The organism is Streptomyces sp. GbtcB6, assembly GCF_019091475.1.
GTDB classification, from domain to species: domain Bacteria; phylum Actinomycetota; class Actinomycetes; order Streptomycetales; family Streptomycetaceae; genus Streptomyces; species Streptomyces hyaluromycini.
In genome coordinates this window covers 13,761-31,430 of record NZ_JAGXJL010000050.1, presented here as the reverse complement: position 1 = coordinate 31,430, position 17,670 = coordinate 13,761, and the positions used below count along the sequence as shown (strand labels likewise).

Sequence of the window (17,670 nt, the reverse complement as noted above, 5' to 3'; positions counted from 1 at the left end):
TCAACCACCGGCCTGTAGGTCGAGGGTGCTGCCCTTGTCCTGCTGGTACGGCGCCGTCTGCCACTGCCCGAAGTCGAGCACCTTGCTCTGGTCCTCGGCGACGAACTTCCACGGCCCGACGTAGACGTTGTCGTGCCAACTGTTGTGCTGCTGCTCGGTGATGGCGTCGGCCACCCCTTCGCCGTGGTACGGCGACCAGTCCGGGTAAGTGCCGTAGTTGGACAGCACCGCCATGCGGTCGCACATCTCCGTGCACTTGACGACGGACTCGTCGAGCACGAAGCGGTTGTCGTGGATGTCCACCCACTGGGTCTTCCACCGGCAGTCCGAGTAGAGCGGCGCCTTGGCGATCGCCGGTCTCACACAGGTGCTCGTCTTCTTCACCAGCAGGGTGCAGTCACCGGAGGAGGTGTTGGCCGGGCTGTTGCAGAACCGGTCGGCGTTCTCCCACAGGGTGATCCCGGACCAGTTGTTCTCCAGTACGTTCCCGTAGATCTCGATCTTGTGGGTGCGGGCCTTGACCCGCGGTTCGCCGCCGGACTCGGAGAGATAGATCGTCGCGTACGGGAAGTTGTCGCCGCTGTCGGCCGCCTTGCGGCCCTCGACCCAGTTGTTGTGCCGGATCGTGTTGTTGCGGATGACCGCGTTGTAGCTCGTCTCGTAGATCAGTGCGGCACCGTCGTTGGCCTCGATCACGTTGTTCTCGATACGGAAGTCGTTGTTGTTGGTGTCCGCCCACAGCCCGACGCCACGGTTGTCGTGCACCCAATTGCCGCTGATGTCGGCCCCGTCGACCTCCCAGAACTTGATGCCTCCGGTGCAGCCGCAGCCCTTCTTCCTCCGCTCCCAGTCGCCGGTGTTGTTGCCGACGATCTCGTTGCCCTGGACCACCAGGCCGGTGAGGGGGCCGTTGCCCTTGTAGGCGTTCATGCCGTACTGGCCGTTGTCGCGCAGACAGTCGGCGCGGACCTGCTGGCGGGCACCGGCCATCAGTCCGGCGCCGGAGTTGTCCTTGATCGTCGAGTGTTCGACGACCCACCCGTCGGCCGAGTCGTGGTTGACGACGCCCTCGTCCTGCGGCGCGACGAACCCCTGCACGGTCAGATAGCGGATGGTGACGTCGGCGGCGTTGCCGGTGAAGGCGTACTGGTTGACCTTCCGGCCGTCGAGCACCGCGCCGGGCGCGCCGATGTAGTGGTCCCCCTTCTTGGGGATGACCTGGGCGTAGCGGTCCCGCTCGAGTGTGTGCGTGCCCGGCTTGAGCCAGAACGTGGTGTTCGGGGGGCTCTTCTTGGTCTTCGCCGCCAGGTCGCCGACCACCTTGGGGTCCACGGTGACCGCGCCCGCCGGCGCCTTGGCCGGTCCGGCGGCGGGGTTGGCGCACACCCGGGCCACGGACCGGGCGGCGGACGTGGCCGTGGACGGCGCGGCGTCCGGCTTCGTCGCGGCCGGGGCGCTCGACGTGCTGTCGCAGCCGGTGACCGTCAGCAGGAGCAGCGCCAGCGGTACGACCGCCGGCGCCCAGTGCCGTCTCATGTTCCCCACGCGCCCCCCTGGCCGCGGAACCCGAGCACGGTGGTGAATCCGTCCGTGCCGTCGGCGAATCCGGTGCCGATCAGCGTGGTAGTGGGTTCCTTGCGCCCGAATCCGGCGGAGTACCAGCCCAGCGGCGGTTCGCTCTCGCCGCGGTGCGCCCGCCAGGACAGCTGCTCCGGCAGGTCGAGCACCGCGGAACGCCCCTCGCCGTCCCGGATCCAGGTGAGCACCGCGCGGTGCCCCACCAGGTCCGCGGCGATCGCCGGGCCGAGGTGGAACGCCAACCGCACGTCCCGGCGCGGGCCGCGCACCTCGTCGACGATCTTCAACTCCTTGCTCGCGGCCGTGAGTTCCACCCGGCGGCGGTGCACCGAACCCTGATAGCCGTCGTGCTCGGCGGCCCAACGGGCCACCCCTGCACCGGAGTTGTCCACGTCCAGCACACGGGTCCGGGCATGCCGGGTCCACAGGAACGGGCCGCCGGAGACGGACTGGTCACCGCCGTCCAGTTCCAGGGTGTTGTGTCCGAGGGTCGACCGGAAGTACTGCCGCCACTCGGGCTGCCCGTGGTAGCAGTACGTCCCCGGGTCGGCGAGCACGTCGATCCCGTCGTGCCGGACCTCCACGGACAGCGCGTCGGCGTGGGCGTGCGCGGCGATGGACAGGAAGCCGTGCGGACCGCCGTCGCAGCGGCACCAGATCTCCTCCGGACCGCGCAGGACGGTGAGCCCCGCGTCGGCGAAGCGGTCGGGCCTGGTCGCCGGGCGGGCGGTCGCGTCCTTCGCGTACGGCTTGATGAGCGCGGCCAGCAGCGGGGTGCGCACGTCGGTGCCGGTCACCGCCGGCCACCAGTCGAGCCGGCCGAACACGGCGTCGCCGGTGGCAAGGAGCGAGCCCCAGCGGTCGGTGCCCTCGCCGTCCAGGATCAGGCCGAAGCCGTCGTCCGCGTCCCCCTGGCGGGGAGGGCGCAGCCGGTTGTCCACCACGGCGGCGAGCGCGTCGGTCATCCGCAGCAGCACCAGCCGGAGCGACTCGGGCACCGGCACGTCGGCAGCGTCGGCCTCGGCCAGCGCGGCCAGGCCGAGTTCCAGGACGAGTCCGTGGTACTCGGTGGCCAGCTCGCGGTTGAGGCCGGAGTCGAAGGTGTTGGCGCGCAGCTGCCGCTCCAGCGAGCGCAGCGCGTCGGAGCGCCAACGCGCCGACGAGGGGAACCAGTTGAAGGCGCAGGCCGCGGCGAACTGCCCGGCGGTCTCGGCGATGACATGGTTGTTCGCCGAGGAGCCCCGGCTGGGGAAGGCGGCCAGCCAGCGCTGGTGGTGCCAGATCTGGTTCAGCGCGACCGGGTTGTCCTCGAACAGCTCGGCCGCGCCCGGCCAGCCGTCGAGCAGCCGGCGGATCCACACCCAGGACAGCAGCCGGATGCCCAGCTCGATGCCGCTGATCCAGTGCACGCCTCGCAGCGGCGGGTTGGCCGCCCACCACGACCGCAGATGCGCGGCGACACGCTCGGCGTACCGCTCGTCCCCGGTGACCGCGTAGGCGGCGGCGAGCACGGTGAGGTACTGGTTCCGGGACGGCTCCCAGATCTGCTTGATGTCCCCGGCCACGTTCTCGTCGCGGTACGGCACGTCGAAGGCGTGGCCCGAGGGGGCCCGGCGCCCGGTCTTCGGGTCGTACGACCAGTCCGGGTCGATGAGGTCGTCGCGGTCCACGCCGAAGAACTCGGCGTGCCCGGCCATCAGCCGGTCCGCCTCGGCGACGAGCCGTTTCACAGCGTCCGGCGGCACCTCGGCGACCGTGCCCGCGGGCAGGACGGCGGTGAAGCGGGCGCCGGTGACGGTCGGGCAGTCGGGCGGCGCCGACCGCCAGCGCCGTCTGCGCACGGTGTCGCCCGCCCGGCCCGCCATCTCGCGCGGGCCCATCCGGGAGAGCCGGCGCAGGTACCAGCCCGCGCTCATGGTCATGGCGTCCTCGCCAAGGTCACCGGCGCGCCGCCGGCCAGGCCGGTGTGCACGGCGAGGGTGGCCGCCGTGGTGGCGACCAGCGACTCCAGCGGCACCGGCATGGGTCCGCCGGTCCGCACGGCCTTGATGAACGCGGCGAGTTCGGCGTTCTGCCCCTTGTCCCGGGCCTTGGGCAGCCGCGAACTGACCCACTTCTTGGGGCCGTGGACCGAGGCACGGACGAAGTCGTCGAGCTTCAGCACCTTGCCGTCCCCGACCATGTCCAAGGTCTCCTTGGGGAAGCCGGAGGCGCCGGAGGTGACGTAGCTGATGGTCGCGGTGGAGCCGTCCGGGTAGCGCAGGACGACCTGGAGGTCCTCGTTGCCGGGCGCGGCCGTCGCGTACACGGAGACCGGGTCGGCGTCGAGGAGCCAGCTCGCCGTGTCGATGAAGTGGCCGCCCTCACCGGCGAACCGCGAGCCCTCGGCGCTCTGTTGGAGGTACCAGCTGCCCTGCTGCAGCTTGCCCGCGTTGACGAGATAGCGCAGGCTCGCCGGACCGGTCCGGGCGCCGAACCGCTCCTTGGCCTCCGTCAGCAGCGGTGCGAAGCGACGGTTGAAGCCCACCTGGAGCCGGTCGTTGCCGGACTCCTCCACCGTCGCGAGGACGCCGGCCAGCTCCTCCTCGGTGAGGGCCAGAGGCTTCTCCACGAACACGGTCTTGCCGGCCAGCAGCGCCTGCCGGGTCAGTTCGGCGTGCGAGCTGTGCCGGGTGACCACGAACACGGCGTCGACCGACTTGTCGCCGAGGACGGCGTCGAGGTCGGTGGTCGCCTTGGCGAAGCCGAACTTCCGCTGCGCGTTGGCCCCGGACAGCGCGGTCGTGGTGACGACGGTCGCCAGCTCGACGCCCTCGCGCCGGGCCAGGTGCGGCAGCAGCATCGACGTCGCGTAGTTGCCCGCGCCGACGAACGCGAGGCGCACCGGAGTCTTCGCGGACCGGGCCGGGGTGGACGTTCCCTCGCTGCGGCGGACTGCGGGCACGGCCACCGACGGGGCTTCCGTCTCGCCCGCTTCCTCCGTCTGCTCGGGGTACCGGAACAGTACGGCCACGGCCTTCAACTCGCCGTCCTTCAGGCGCTGGTACGTCTCCACGGCGTCGTCGAAATCGGCGATGTGGGAGACCAGGGGCTCCACGTCGACGCGGCCTCGGGCGACGAGGTCGAGGAAGCAGGCCAGGTTGCGGCGCTCGGTCCAGCGGACGTAGCCGATCGGGTAGTCGCGGCCCTCCAGCTCGTACGACGGGTCGTAGCGGCCGGGGCCGTAGGAGCGCGAGAAGCGGACGTCGAGTTCCTTCTCGTAGTACGCGTTCCACGGCAGGTCGAGGCGGCACTTGCCGATGTCGACGACCCGGCCGCGGTCCCGTGCGAGCCGGGCGGCCAGCTCGACGGGCTGGTTGCTACCGCCGCCGGCGGCCAGGAAGACCTGGTCCACGCCGTGGCCGTCGGTGAGTTCGGCGACGGCCGCTTCCACGGCCGCGGAGGCGGGGTCGCCGCAGGCCGCGGCGCCCAGGCGCTCGGCGAGTTCGCAGCGCGCCGGGTCGGGGTCGGCGCCGACGACGCGGACTCCGGCCACGGTGAGCAGCTGCACCACCAGCTGTCCGATCAGGCCGAGGCCGATGACCAGGGCCACCTCACCGAGCTGCGGCTCGCCCTGGCGGACGCCCTGCATAGCGATCGAGCCGACGGTGCCGAAGGCCGCGTGCTGCGGCGCGAGGCCGTCGGGGACGGGGGCGTAGAGGTTCTTGGGCACCCAGTTCAGCTCGGCGTGCAGCGCGTGCTCGTTGCCCGCGCAGGCCACCAGGTCGCCGACCTTCACGTCGTCGATACCGGCGCCGACCTGCTCGACGACCCCGCACAGCGAGTAGCCCAGCGGGGTGTAGGAGTCCAGCTTGCCCATCACCTTGCGGTAGGTGGCGGGCAGTCCGTTGGTGGCCACGCTCTGCATGACCTTGGCCACCTGGTCCGGCCGGGAGCGGGCCTTGCCCAGCATCGACATGCCGGCCTCGGAGACCTTCATGAGCTCGGTACCGGTGGATATCAGCGAGTAGGCGCTGCGCACCAGCACCCCGCCCGGCTTGCACCCCGGTACCGGAACGTCGAGCACCGCCAGCTCGCCGCTCTTGTAGTTCTGTACAACCTGCTTCACCAGAACTCCTGTTTTCTAAGCCGTCGTCCGAGCGCTCTGGGCGGGGCCAGAGGTCGCGTCGCGATACCAGTACTCGAGGGTCAGTACGTGCCACAGATGCTTGGAGTAGTCCGCCTGTCCGGCGGCGTCCTCGGCGACCATCCGGGCCAGCGCGTCCCGGCGCAGCAGCCCGGACCGGACGAGCTCGCCGTCGTTGACCACCTCGCGCACCAGCGGTGCCAGGTCCCGGCTCATCCAGGCCCGCAGCGGGGCGCTGAACAGGCCCTTGGGCCGGTACACGATCTCCTTGGGCAGGATCGAGGTGGCCGCCTCCTTGAGGACGGCCTTGCCCTGCCGGCCGACGATCTTGCGGTTGCCGGGCACGGTGAACGCCGCCTTGACGACCTCGATGTCGACGTACGGCGTCCGCACCTCGGTGGAGGCGGCCATGCTGGAGCGGTCCGTGTACGTGAGGTTCAGGCCCGGCAGGAACATGCGGGAGTCGGTCAGGCACATGCGGTTGACGAAGTCGTCGAGGTCGTTGTCCTGGTAGACGTCCGTGTGCTCGGTGATCACGTCGTCGACCGTCCCGGCGAGGTCCGGGTCGATCAGGGCGAGCAGGTCGTCCTGGTCGTACATGGTGTAGCTGCGCCGGAACGCGGTCTCCTCGGGCAGATCGGCGAAGGAGAGGAACCGCTTCGCGAAACGCACCGACCGGTAGCCGCGGGTGGCCGAGGCGACCGGCAGCCGGTCCACGACCCCGGACACCCCGCGCCGCAACGGTCGCGGGACGCGCTGGTAGCGCAGCGCGAGCAGGTTGGCGAAGTGCTTGCGGTAGCCCGCGAACAGCTCGTCGGCGCCCATGCCGGAGAGCATCACCTTGACCCCGGCCTCCCGGGCGGCCATGCAGATCAGGTACGTGTTGATCGCGGCGGGGTCGCCGATCGGCTCGTCCAGGCTGTACGTCATCTGCGGCAGCAGGTCGAGCACGTTCGGGGCGATCTCGATCTCGTGCAGGTCGACGCCGAACTGCTGGGCGACCTGCCGGGCGTAGCGCAGGTCGTCGGGCATCGCCTCGAACTTGGCGTCCTCGGCGCGGAATCCGATGGTGTAGGCGGAGATCCCCGGCTGGTGGCGGGCCGCCAGCGCGGTGAGATAGCTGGAGTCGAGGCCGCCGGAGAGGAAGGTCGCCACGGGCACGTCGGACATGAGGTGGCGGCGGGTGGACTCCTCGACGATGGCGGCGAGGTCCGGCCGTTCACCGGCCAGGGCCCGGTCCCGGCCCTCGGCGGCGACGTCCTTCAGGTTCCAGAAGCTGCCGCGCTCCACCCGGCCGTCGGGCCGGCACCGCAGCCAGCTCCCCGGCGGCAGCTTCTCCGCCTCGCGGAACGCGCAGCGCGAGTCCGGCACCCAGTAGTAGAGGAGGGACGCCACCAACGCGGCCTGGTCGACCTCCAGGGACTTGCCGGACGCGGCGGCGAGCGCCTTGAGCTCGGAGGCGAACATCAGGCCCTCGCCCCGCCGGAGCAGGAACAGCGGCTTGATGCCGAGCTGGTCGCGGACGAGCACCAGGTCACCGGTGCGCTCGTCGAAGACGCCGAACGCGAACATGCCGCGCAGCCGGGGCAGGCAGTCGGTGCCCCAGCGCCGCCAGGCCTCCAGGACCACCTCGGTGTCGGAGGTGCCGCGGAAACGCACTCCGGTGGCCTCCAACTCGGCGCGGAGTTCAGGGGCGTTGTACAGCTCGCCGTTGTACGTCAGGGCGAGGCCGTCCGAGACCATCGGCTGGGCGCCGGTCTCCGACAGGTCGACGATGGCCAACCGGCGGTGCCCGAGCTGCACTTCGCCGTCACCCAGGGGGTGGCCGTAGCGGCCCGAGCCGTCGGGGCCGCGGTGGGCGAGGGTGTCGGTGAGCCGGTCGGTGACGGCCTTGCCGTCCGGCCATCGGTACGTGCCCGCGATGCCGCACACGTCTACCGCACCTCCTGGTCGTTGTCCGGGACCCGTGCGGCCCGTATCGGCTGGCGTTCGGTGAGCCGCCTGCCGTCCCCCACTGCCTGAACGGCGTGGGAGGTACCCCCACCGTTCTGCCAGGTCGGCGGCTCGGTCCGGCCGCGCAGGGCGTTGGCCAGCCCGTCCCACAGGGTGCCGTCGGTCCGGTCGCGCGGGTCGGGGTCGATCAGTACGACACCGATCACCGGGATGCGCTGGTCGGCGAGCTGCCGGGCCACGGTGTGCAGCCAGGCGGCGTTGCCGTGCCCGGCGCGGACGACGAGCACGGTGCGGGTGCCGAGGTACTGGAGGTCGGTCCACGCCGTGCCGGGTGCCACCGAGCCGACGCCGATCCGCTGGTCCTGCGGGGACACGGTCGCGGCCTTCTCGCCGCCGACCACGGTGGGGTCCCCCGGTTTCGGGCGGCGGCCCGAGAGCTGCGTACCGGGGAGACCGTCGACGACGGTCACCGGACCGTCCTCCCCCAGTGCCCGGGCGAGACCGAGGGCGATCCCGGCCGTGCTGCGGGCGCAGCCGAGTTCCAGCAGCGACAGCGGTTCCGCCGCGCCGCGCGAGGTGCGGACCAGCGTGGTGGTGAGCCGTTCGCGTGCCACCCGGGTCCGCCGCCGCTGCCACAACCTGCCGGAGCGGCGGGGCAGTTCGGCGATGACCGAGGCGCCGAGGTTCGCCGCGATGTCCCGGCGCAGCACGGGCCGGTCCGTGACGACCACGCCGACCGCTGCGAGCGCGAGCCCGAGGAAGAGCCCGAGGACGAGTCCGACCACGCCGTCGGTGACGAGGGCCTTGGGCAGGGAGTGCGCCACCGCGCGCGGGGCGTCCACGATCTGGGTGCCGGCGACGAGCTGAGGTGCGCCGACGCGTGCCTCCTCGGCACGTTGGCCGAAGTCGGAGATCTGCGAGGTGAGTTCGGCCCGCTGGGCGAAGAGCGATTCGAGGTTCGCCGAGTCCTTCGGGTCGGTGTCGGGCGTTCGGCCGCCGATCGTCTTGTTGACGTCGGCGAGTTCCGCCTGCATCCGCGCCTGCTGGTCGAGCAGGCCCTGGGCGTTGGCGTTGGCGATGTCCTGGATGCGCTTGGCGTGGTCCGCGACGAACGCCTGGGCCAGTGCCTTGGCCCGGGCCACCGCCTCCGCGTCGGTCTTGCCCGTCACATCGATCTCAAGGACGTTGTTGGTCAGCCCGGTGCCCCGGTAGTCCTTCATGAAGTCCTCCGGTTTTTCCGGGGACTTGAGGATCTTCAGGGCATGGCCGGCGATCCGCGAGGTCGCCAGCAGCTGGGCGTCGGTGCGGATCAGTGTTCCGGTGTCGTTCGGCTGGTCCTCCTGATGCGCGACCAGGACCTTGGTCACGGCGGCCGGGGCGGGCGGCAGCAGGACCGCGACGGCCGCGCCGGCCAGCAGTCCGAGCAGCGCCATGGCGCCCCACAGGCGGCGGCGTCTGCGCACCGCGACCACCAGTGCCTGGAGGTCGAGGAGCGGGGTGGCGGCCGACGACTCCGAAGTCGTGCTCGTCGTCACGCTGGATCTCCTGTCGCGTGGCCATGGACCGCGAACGTCAAAGTGGCGTCGTCGGAAAGTCGGTCGGCGGTCTTTTCCGTCGGCCGGGCGCGGACCGTGCCGGCGACGACGACGCCGACCAGCTCGTGCCCGCCGTCCGCGCACGCCTCGGCGATGCCAGCGAGTTCGGCGGCGGTCCAGCTGCCCGCGCTGAGGACGGCGAGGGCACCGGACTCGGTGTCGCGGTCCGGCACGATCGGCCGGTCCACCGAGACCTCCACGACCCGCAGCCGGGGGTCATTGGTGGCCTCGGCGACGAGCTGTCCCGCGGCCAGCCGGGCGACCTCGTCGCCTTCCGGTACGACGACCAGCAGCCGCCGGGGGGCGGGCAGTTGGTCCCGGAGGCGGGCGCACACCCGCCGGTAGCGGAGCCGCCGCTCGGCCTCGTCGCCGGAGCGCTGCGGGGCCGGTACGTCCCAGCGGACGTCGGTGCCGAGAAGCCGGCGGAGCCGGGCCCGTGCGCCATGGCTCTCGGGCCGGTGCCCGTGCCGTTCGCCGGGCACGTCGACGGTGCCGAGGAACGGCGAGCCGAGCGCGGCGGCGATCTCCGGTTCGGTGCGCAGCCGGCGGCTCACCCGTGCGGCGGCGAGATGGCCGACTACGGCGAGCAGGAAGAACAGCAGTGCCCCGGCGCCGATGAGCTGTGTCCTGGTCGGCGCCGACGCGCCGGTGGGCCGGGGTGCCGGTCCCATGACGACCATGCTGGCCTTGGCGGACGCCGGGTTGGCCTCCTCCAGCTTCTTCATGGCGTCCTGGAGTCCGGTGCGCAGGCCTTCCAGCTCGGTGCGGGCCTGCACGCCCTCCACGGTCTGCCCCGGGTCCGCCGAGTTGGCCAGGTCGGTGATACGGCGGTTGGTCTCGGCGACCTGCTTGCGCAGTGCCTCCGTCGCCGTGTCCGCCGCGGGGTCGGTGCTGCCGCCCGCGATGCGGGTAGCGAAGGTGACGAACTGCTGGGCCAGCTGGTCGGAGAGCCGCTGCGCGCGCTCCGGGGTGTCGGCCGTACCGGACACCTTGATGATGTTCCCGTCGTCGGCCTTGGCACTCACGTCTTTCTGCAACTCGGTGCCGTTGACGCCCCACTTGAGCGCGTCGGCCGCGCGGTCGACCACCGCCGAACTGGTCGCGATGTCCACCTGGGTGAGCAGTTCGCGCTCTTCCCACTGGCCCGGCAGCAGGACCGATGCCTCTGCCGTGTAGCGCGGCGGAAGCAGCAGCACCGAGGTGCCGTAGCCGAAGAGCGCGCCCGCTACGGCGAGGACGGCCAGGAGCCGCCACCGCCGACGGAGAATCCGTCCGATCGTGACCAGGCGGATCGTGTCGTCATTCAATGGTGCGGCCTCTTCCCCGTACGGACCGGCCCGCCCGCCGACACCGGGGTCTGGTCCCGGCAGGCGGCGGCATAGGCGGCGAGCAGTGACGCTTGCGAGTTCTCCCAGGACAGCGGGCCGCTCACCCGCTCCTGGCCGATCTTGCCCATCCGGGCCCGCTTCTCCGGATCGTCGAGAAGCAGCGCGATGAGCTTGGCGAACTCGGCCTCGTCGTTGGCGGGCGCGTAGAGCGCGGCCTCACCGGCGGAGACACGCGCCTCCTTGAGGTCGAAGGAGACGATCGGCCGGCCCATCGCCATGTACTCGAGGACCTTGTTCATGGTCGACACGTCGTTGAGCGGATTGCGCGGGTCGGGCGAGAGGCAGACGTCCGCAGTGGACAGGTAGCGCACCAGGTCGGCGTCCGGAATACGCCCGGTGAACTGCACCTGGTCACCGAGCCCGAGCCGCCGGGACAGCTCCACCATCGCGTCGAAGGCGTCGCCGGAGCCGACGAACACCGCATGCCAGTCGGTCCGCCCGAGCTCGTCGCGGAGCTTCGCAAGAGCCCGCAGGGCGTAGTCGACGCCGTCCTGAGGGCCCATGACGCCGAGGTAGCACAGCAGATGAGGCTTGCCGCGCTTCAACTCCTCCTCCGGCGGCACCGGTTGGAACCGCTCGATCGCGGGCGCGCTGCGCACCACGAAGACGTCCTCCGGCCGCCGGCCGCCACGGCGTACCGCGACGTCCCGGTAGCTCTCGTTCGTGGCGAGGACGACGTCCGCGGCCCGGTAGGTCCGCCGTTCCAGTGCGCACACCGCGCGGTAGAGCAGGTCCTTGCCGCGGTCGAACCGGGAGAGGTACAGCTCGGGTACCAGGTCGTGCTGGTCGAAGACGAACCGTGCGCCGCGCCGTTTCAGCCACAGTGCCGGCAGGAACAGCAGGTCGGGCGGGTTGCATGCGTGGACCACGTCGACCGGGCCGACCTTGCGGGCCAGCCGGGCCGTGTGCCAGAGCGCCGATCCGTACTCCTTGAGGTAGCCGGCCGGCCCTCCGGTGGCCGCGCGCAGCGGGTAGCGGTGGATCCGCACCCCGTCGATCTCCGCCTCCGGCTCCGTGTCGCGTTTGCTCCCCTGCGGACAGATGACGTGCACCGTCCAGCCCGCGTCGCGCAGCGTCGTGCACTCCTGCCACACCCGCCGGTCGAACGGCACCGACAGGTTCTCCACCAGGATCAGCGCGCGACGGTCGGACCCGTCGCCGCTGACTGCGTTACCAAGCAAGGCCCATGTACCCCGGTTCGGTCCGGCGCGTCTCGGCGTCGGGTAGGCGGATGAGGTCGACGATCACGGGTCCTTCGCCATGGGGCAGCACCGACAGCACGGCCGGGTCCCTGGTCCCGACCAGGCACACCTCGGCGTGTTCGAGCACCTCGTCGACGGAGTCCGCGAGCAGCTGCGCGAGATGCGGCAGCCGGCTCTCGATGTACTCGCGGTTCGCGCCGAGCAGCCGGGAGAGGCTCACGTTGGCGTCGTAGATCTTGATGTCGTAGCCCTTGCCGAAGAGCCGCTCCGCCAGTTCGACGAGCGGGCTTTCGCGGAGGTCGTCGGTGCCGGGTTTGAAGGACAGCCCGAACAGGCCCACCCGGCGCCTGCCGGTGCGCTCGACCAGGTCCACCGCGCGTTGCAGATGGTCGGAGTTGGAGGTCAGCACGTGGGCGAGGATGGGTACCGAGACGTCGGCCCGCTGTGCGGCGTGGACCAGGCTGCGCAGGTCCTTGGGCAGGCAGGAGCCGCCGAAGGCGAAGCCGGGCCGCAGGTAGGCGGGGCTGATGTTCAGCTTGCGGTCGGCCAGGAACACGTCCATCACCTGGTGCGAGTCCACCCCGAGCGCCTGGCACACCGCGCCCAGCTCGTTCGCGAAGCCGATCTTGAGGCCGTGGAACGCGTTGTCCGCGTACTTGATGGCCTCGGCCGTCGGGACCGGCACCCGGAACACCTCGCCGGGCAGGCCGTCGTAGAGCGCCAGCACCGCGTCGCCGCTTGCCGGGTCGAGCTCGCCGATGACGGTCTTGGGCGGGTCGAAGAAGTCCCGCACGCTCGTGCCCTCGCGCAGGAACTCCGGGTTGACCGCGACCCCGATGTCGACCCCGGCCAGACCGCCGACGTGCTTCTCCAGGATCGGTACCAGCAGGTTCAGGCAGGTGCCCGGGAGCATGGTGCTGCGGAACACGACGGTGTGCCGCCCGCCCCGCTCGGCCAGCGCGGCGCCGATCTCCTCGGTGACCCGCTCCAAGTACGTCGTGCACAGGCTGCCGTTGGGCTCCGACGGCGTGCCCACGCAGACCAGTGACACCTCGCTGTCCATGATCGCCTCGCGGACGTCGCCGGTGGCGCGTAGCGCTCCGGTCCGCACGACCTCGGCGATGAGCTCGCCGATACGTTCCTCCACCACCGGGGCCTTGCCGTCGTTGACCAGGTCGACCTTCACCTGGTTCACGTCCACCCCGATGACCTCGTGACCCATGCCGGCCAGGCACGCGGCTGATACGCAGCCCACGTAGCCGAGCCCGAAAACGCTGACTCTCATGACCCGTCTCTCCCCCCAGGCAGGCCCTTGTGGCCTGCGGTCCGCGCGTCGGCGGGACCCATGAGTCGCAGCCCCCCGCGCATCAGTAGGCCCCCTGCCCATGGAGGACCGCACGCATCGTCTTCCACAAGATCACTGTGTCGAGGGCGAGCGACCAGTCCTCCACGTACCGCAGGTCGAGGCGGACGGCCTCCTCCCACGGCAGGTCGCTGCGTCCGCTGATCTGCCACAGGCCGGTGAGCCCGGGCTTGACCAGCAGCCGCCGCCGGATGTCCGGGCCGTACTCGGCGCACTCCTCCGGCAACGGAGGCCGCGGGCCGACGAGCGACATCGATCCGGTGAGTACGTTGAAAAGCTGCGGGAGTTCGTCGACCGAGTACCGGCGCAGCACTGCTCCCACCCGGGTCACCCGCGGGTCCCGGCGGAGCTTGAACAGCAGTCCTGCGCCCTCGTTGCGGTCGGCGAGCTGGGCACGTGCCCCGTGTGCCCCGACGGCCATGGTGCGGAACTTGAGAATCGTGAACTCCCGGCCGTCCTTGCCGACCCTGCGCTGGCGGTAGAAGGCCCCGCCCCGGCTGTCCACCAGCACGAGCAGCGCGGCGAACATCATCAGCGGCGCGAACAGCATCAGCAGGACCACCGCGCCCACCCGGTCGACGACCTCCTTGATCGCCCGGCGGCCCCCGGTGAAGGTCGGCAGGCTGACCCGCAGCAGCGGGATCCCGAGCACCGCGTCGACGTGCAGCCGCGGACCTGCCACCTCCATCAGCACCGGGGCCACGACCATCTCGGCATCGCTGCCTTCGAGGTTCCAGGCCAGCCGCTGCAACCGGTCCGGTGTCCAGTGCGGGTCCGGCGTGACCGCGACGACGCGGTAGCCGTCGTGGCGGACGTGCTTGGCGACGTCCGTCAGCCGGCCGACGACCGGTACTCCGTCCAGTTCGTCGCCGTCGAGCCCGCGACCGTCCGTCGTGCACACCGCCTCAACCCGCCAGCCGATGTGCGGGAACTTGCGGGTCCGGGTGATCAGGTCGCCCACGGTGGCCGGGCTTCCGGCAGCGAGCACCGGTCTCAGGCACCGCCCTTCCTTCCGCTGTTTGTGCAAGGAGAGGCGGAGCAGATACCGCGCGGACATGGTGACGAGGCCGATCGCGGGGATCGCGACGAAGATCCAGAGCTTGATGTTGCGCGAGGTGAGGGCGATCCCGCCGAGCGCCAGGACGACGGTCGCCGCGAACAGTGAGCGTCCGAGCCGGCGGAACTCCTCGGCGCCCTGGCCGAGCACGGCCGGAACCCACGCCCGGCCCACCGCAAGCGCCGACAGCACCAGCAGTTCGGTGCCGAATGCGAGAATCCCCCACTTCTCGTGCCAGTTGGCCGCGTCCCGGGCCCCGAAGAACTCGCCGATCCCCGCCACCACGAAGGCGGTGGCCACGGTGTCGCTGATGATCACGGTACGGCGGTACCGCTGCTCCCACTCGATCGCAGGCCTGCTGATTGCCCCGTTCGCCAGACGCCTGCGCGCCGGCGGAAAAGGGTCGACTAGTCCCCCCTGCCGCACAGAAACCCCCCGGTCCCCAGTGGTTCGACATGGTGCACTGACACGGTTCCTCCCCCGGAAGGCCCCCGCCTCCCGCACGCTTCCGCCCCCGGGAGGCCCCCCGGCTCCCCGCGCCGCGCTGTTCTTCCCGCAGGTGGCCCCCGCCCCCTGCGTGTGACATCCCGGCTACTTCAGCGCTGCTTGAACAACCCGCCTTTGCCACGGCGGACTTGCATGCCCTGCCAGGCTCCCGACGTGCACGGGAACCCATCGAGATCCCGGGTGCTCCCCGCACCCGAAGCTCCTCTCGGGCCCCAGGAGTTGATCACCCCCACGTCCGGCGCCGGAGATGCGGCCACCAGCCGTCTGTGTCGACGGACCCATAGATCATCATTTGTCGCCTCGTGTCCCAGCATGTGCGAAGCAGGGTCAATCTAGACCATCGGGGCCCGCCTGAAGAGAGGGCTGTGTGGAATTTGTGCTCATGATTTGAAGCCGGGTCCACGGATAGGCGGTCGCCTGTGGGTGCCCCGGCGACGGAAGACGTGCCCTGTGACCTTCGATGACGCGAGTTCTCCGGGCTGCCCGCAGCGGCGCCCCCGAGGCGTCCCGGCACTGCCAACTAGGCCATATTCGGAGAGTGTTCGGCTGATTCCTGTCGGGTGAGCACGGGGCGCCGACTGCAGGGACGGGCGGTCGACGGCACACGGGAACGGATCTTCACCGCTCCGCTCGCGCGAGCGGACACCGAGGGCGACCTCGACCGGGCCGTCCCCGTCGCCTTCACAATCGCGCACTCACCGAGGCCGTCGACGGGCTGCGAATCAGTCGCGCCGACCTCGTCCTCGACCACTGGATCTGCCCCAGTAGGCAGTTTTGGTTGCCTTTTGGGCCTGCCGCACTACGAGAAAGCCCGTCCCGGCACCCCTAAGCGGTGGCGGCTTCTCCGCTTAAGGGGCCGGCGATGAGAGCCAGGGCCGGCCGTCATGTGCGGCTGGGCCGCAAAGGCGACACCAACTCCGGGCGCCACCATCATCGAGCGCCGCAGGCATGGGCACGCCTCACGGGCACCCGAAATACATCCGTGGACATCGGCCGGCCCACGCGAGGGGTACAGCTCCGCCCTCGACCTGATCCCCCCTCAACAACCGCCCGTCGGCACAGGTGGTCGCGCACGCGACGCAGCCGTCGGCCACCGATCGCCTCCCGCGTTCTCACGCCGGCTTCCAAGCCCCACGCAATTCACGAAGAGCGAATCAACGTGCGCGTAGGCTGTGAACCTTTTGCGGATCACACATCCTTCGAATTGACGGCCCCATCGGAAAGGCGGAGGCAGTCCGACGAGGAAACAGGCTCTGACCCAAGCCCGTCGGTTGATTGATGTGCGGCAGGGCGGTCGCCAATCGCTAGAAGAGCGAGACACTACGCCTCGACAACCCCCGCAGGCTCCGACAACCGCTGCAGAGAAGATCGAGGTCAACTGCTTCGTGCCGCTTTCCCAGCTGCATGGATGAGTTCCGCTCGAACGCCAGGCACTGTTGTTTCCTTGCTTACCCCGGAAAGGGAGAAACGATGGCCGACCAGGAATCAGTGGCCCTTCCGCCCCACGTGCACGACCCCGAATCACTTCCGCCCGAAGCGAAGGCCGCTGCCGAAGGCAGCCTGCTGACTTACTGGCAGGATCGTGTGGGCCAGCATGTGCCTGATTCGTACGCGGGTGTCCGTCTCATGAAATTCCCCGAGGATCTGCGGATGTTCGAGCATCTGCTGTGGCTTTCCCGGGCCCAGGTCGTCGTGGAACTCGGCACCCACTCCGGCGGCTCGGCGCTGTGGTTCCGGGATCGACTGCGCATCCTGGCCGCGGCCGACAGCCGCTATGCCGAGCACATCACCCTGAACGCACCCGTGCAGTGGTCGAGGGGCCACGGAAGAGGGCGCCTGGGCCGAGGTTCTCCCCAGCCGGGCGCCCGTCTCGCCCGCGATCCCGGTCCTGACCAAGGTGAGGACGCCCCCGGAGGGCGTCGGGCATCCGCTGCCCGTCGGCTCAGCGGCCGCGCAGGGCGGCGCCGATCATCCTTCCCGTCTGCTGCACCACGCCCGCAAGCCGGTCCAGGCTGTGGGCGGGATCGGTCACGACGCTCAGGGACGCCAGCGGCGCGCCGTTCGGGCCGTGCACCGGCACAGCCACACAGCACACGCCGGCCGTCACCTCCTCCCGGTCGAAGGCGACGCCCCGGTCCCGGATCGCCTCGGCCTGCCGGTGCCAGGACCCTGGCAGCGGGCCCAGCGGCAGCCGTGGATACGCCCCGGCCACCAGCACCTTGCCGGCCGCGGTGAACCATGGCCAGACCCCGCTGTCGAGCGATCGGCCGAGCGTCCCGGAGGTCTCGCCGGGCGTCCAGTCCAGGACCAGGGTCTGCCCCTCCCGCAGCACGTTGAGCCCCACCGTCGCGCCGGTGATGCGCGCGAGACGGCGGGCCGGTGCCCGCGCGGCGGTGCGCAGGCCCGGGTACGGCTGCCAGCCCTGCCCGAGCCGGAAGATCCGCGGCCCCATCCGGTAGCCCTTGCGGCTTCGCTCGACGGCACCCAGTTCGACCAGCTGCTCCAGCAGGCGGTACGAGGTCGTCTTGGGCAGGCCGCACTCCGCCGCGAGCCTGGTCAGTCCGGCCTCTTCGGCCCGCTCCACCGCTCCCAGCAGCGCGAAGGCGCCCTCCAGCACACTGCGTCCGCCGCCGTCCGACGGGTGCGGAGCAGGCGGCGGGTGCGGTGCCGTGCGCTGCGCCTGCGGGTCGTACGGGCGGTCCGTCCGTCGTACCGGTAATTCCGCCGTTCTCGTGGCTGTGGCTCCCCGTTGTTCGTTCACGTCTCTCTCCCCCGGATACCGCTCGACCGGCGCTCCGTGCCGCCGTTCCCCGTGTGCGGTGCGCCGCCGTGCGTGGAGACTCCACGCCCCAGCAGACTGAAGTCCGCGTCATCAGACTGAAGTTCGAGTGTGGCTGAGAA

The 17,670-nt window shown here is 70.9% G+C and carries 10 protein-coding genes and 1 pseudogene; 1 reads left to right on the top strand and 10 read right to left on the bottom strand.

Annotated features, from left to right (window positions below; genetic code table 11):
• The 9 genes from KVT45_RS44735 to KVT45_RS44695 form a co-directional block, all read right to left on the bottom strand.
• On the bottom strand, positions 1–1,536 hold the full coding sequence (locus KVT45_RS44735) for a right-handed parallel beta-helix repeat-containing protein (RefSeq protein ID WP_217555476.1): 1,536 nt from the start codon (positions 1,534–1,536) through the stop codon (positions 1–3).
• Positions 1,533–3,500, bottom strand: coding sequence for an alginate lyase family protein (locus KVT45_RS44730; protein ID WP_217555430.1), 1,968 nt, complete (start codon positions 3,498–3,500; stop codon positions 1,533–1,535). Before KVT45_RS44730 ends, KVT45_RS44735 begins: the two co-directional genes overlap by 4 nt.
• Positions 3,497–5,686 carry a bi-domain-containing oxidoreductase gene (locus KVT45_RS44725; protein ID WP_217555428.1) on the bottom strand — a complete coding sequence of 730 codons (2,190 nt, stop codon included), beginning with the start codon at positions 5,684–5,686 and terminating at the stop codon, positions 3,497–3,499. The genes KVT45_RS44730 and KVT45_RS44725 overlap by 4 nt, the downstream gene beginning before the upstream one ends.
• A 15-nt stretch (positions 5,687–5,701) precedes the next feature.
• Complete coding sequence (gene asnB, locus KVT45_RS44720) at positions 5,702–7,636, bottom strand: asparagine synthase (glutamine-hydrolyzing) (RefSeq protein WP_217555426.1); 1,935 nt, start codon at positions 7,634–7,636, stop codon at positions 5,702–5,704.
• Positions 7,637–7,638: 2 nt separating this feature from the next.
• On the bottom strand, positions 7,639–9,192 hold the full coding sequence (locus KVT45_RS44715; protein ID WP_217555424.1) for a Wzz/FepE/Etk N-terminal domain-containing protein: 1,554 nt from the start codon (positions 9,190–9,192) through the stop codon (positions 7,639–7,641).
• On the bottom strand, positions 9,189–10,559 hold the full coding sequence (locus KVT45_RS44710) for a Wzz/FepE/Etk N-terminal domain-containing protein (RefSeq protein WP_217555422.1): 1,371 nt from the start codon (positions 10,557–10,559) through the stop codon (positions 9,189–9,191). Before KVT45_RS44710 ends, KVT45_RS44715 begins: the two co-directional genes overlap by 4 nt.
• Positions 10,556–11,821, bottom strand: coding sequence for a glycosyltransferase family 4 protein (locus tag KVT45_RS44705; protein WP_217555420.1), 1,266 nt, complete (start codon positions 11,819–11,821; stop codon positions 10,556–10,558). Before KVT45_RS44705 ends, KVT45_RS44710 begins: the two co-directional genes overlap by 4 nt.
• Positions 11,811–13,127 (bottom strand): nucleotide sugar dehydrogenase, encoded by a 1,317-nt coding sequence (locus KVT45_RS44700; RefSeq protein WP_217555418.1) that lies wholly within the window; start codon positions 13,125–13,127, stop codon positions 11,811–11,813. Before KVT45_RS44700 ends, KVT45_RS44705 begins: the two co-directional genes overlap by 11 nt.
• 82 nt (positions 13,128–13,209) lie before the next feature.
• Entirely contained in the window at positions 13,210–14,688 is a 1,479-nt protein-coding gene (locus KVT45_RS44695; protein ID WP_217555416.1) for a sugar transferase, read from the bottom strand.
• A 1,485-nt stretch (positions 14,689–16,173) separates the two neighbouring features.
• Between KVT45_RS44695 and KVT45_RS58540 the strand changes: the two are divergent.
• Positions 16,174–16,455, top strand: a pseudogene (locus tag KVT45_RS58540) (hypothetical protein); the annotation flags it as partial.
• 256 nt (positions 16,456–16,711) lie between these two features.
• Here KVT45_RS58540 and KVT45_RS44685 read toward each other — a convergent pair.
• Positions 16,712–17,530 carry a helix-turn-helix domain-containing protein gene (locus KVT45_RS44685; RefSeq protein WP_308311050.1) on the bottom strand — a complete coding sequence of 273 codons (819 nt, stop codon included), beginning with the start codon at positions 17,528–17,530 and terminating at the stop codon, positions 16,712–16,714.
• Between the last annotated feature and the right edge of the window lie 140 nt (positions 17,531–17,670).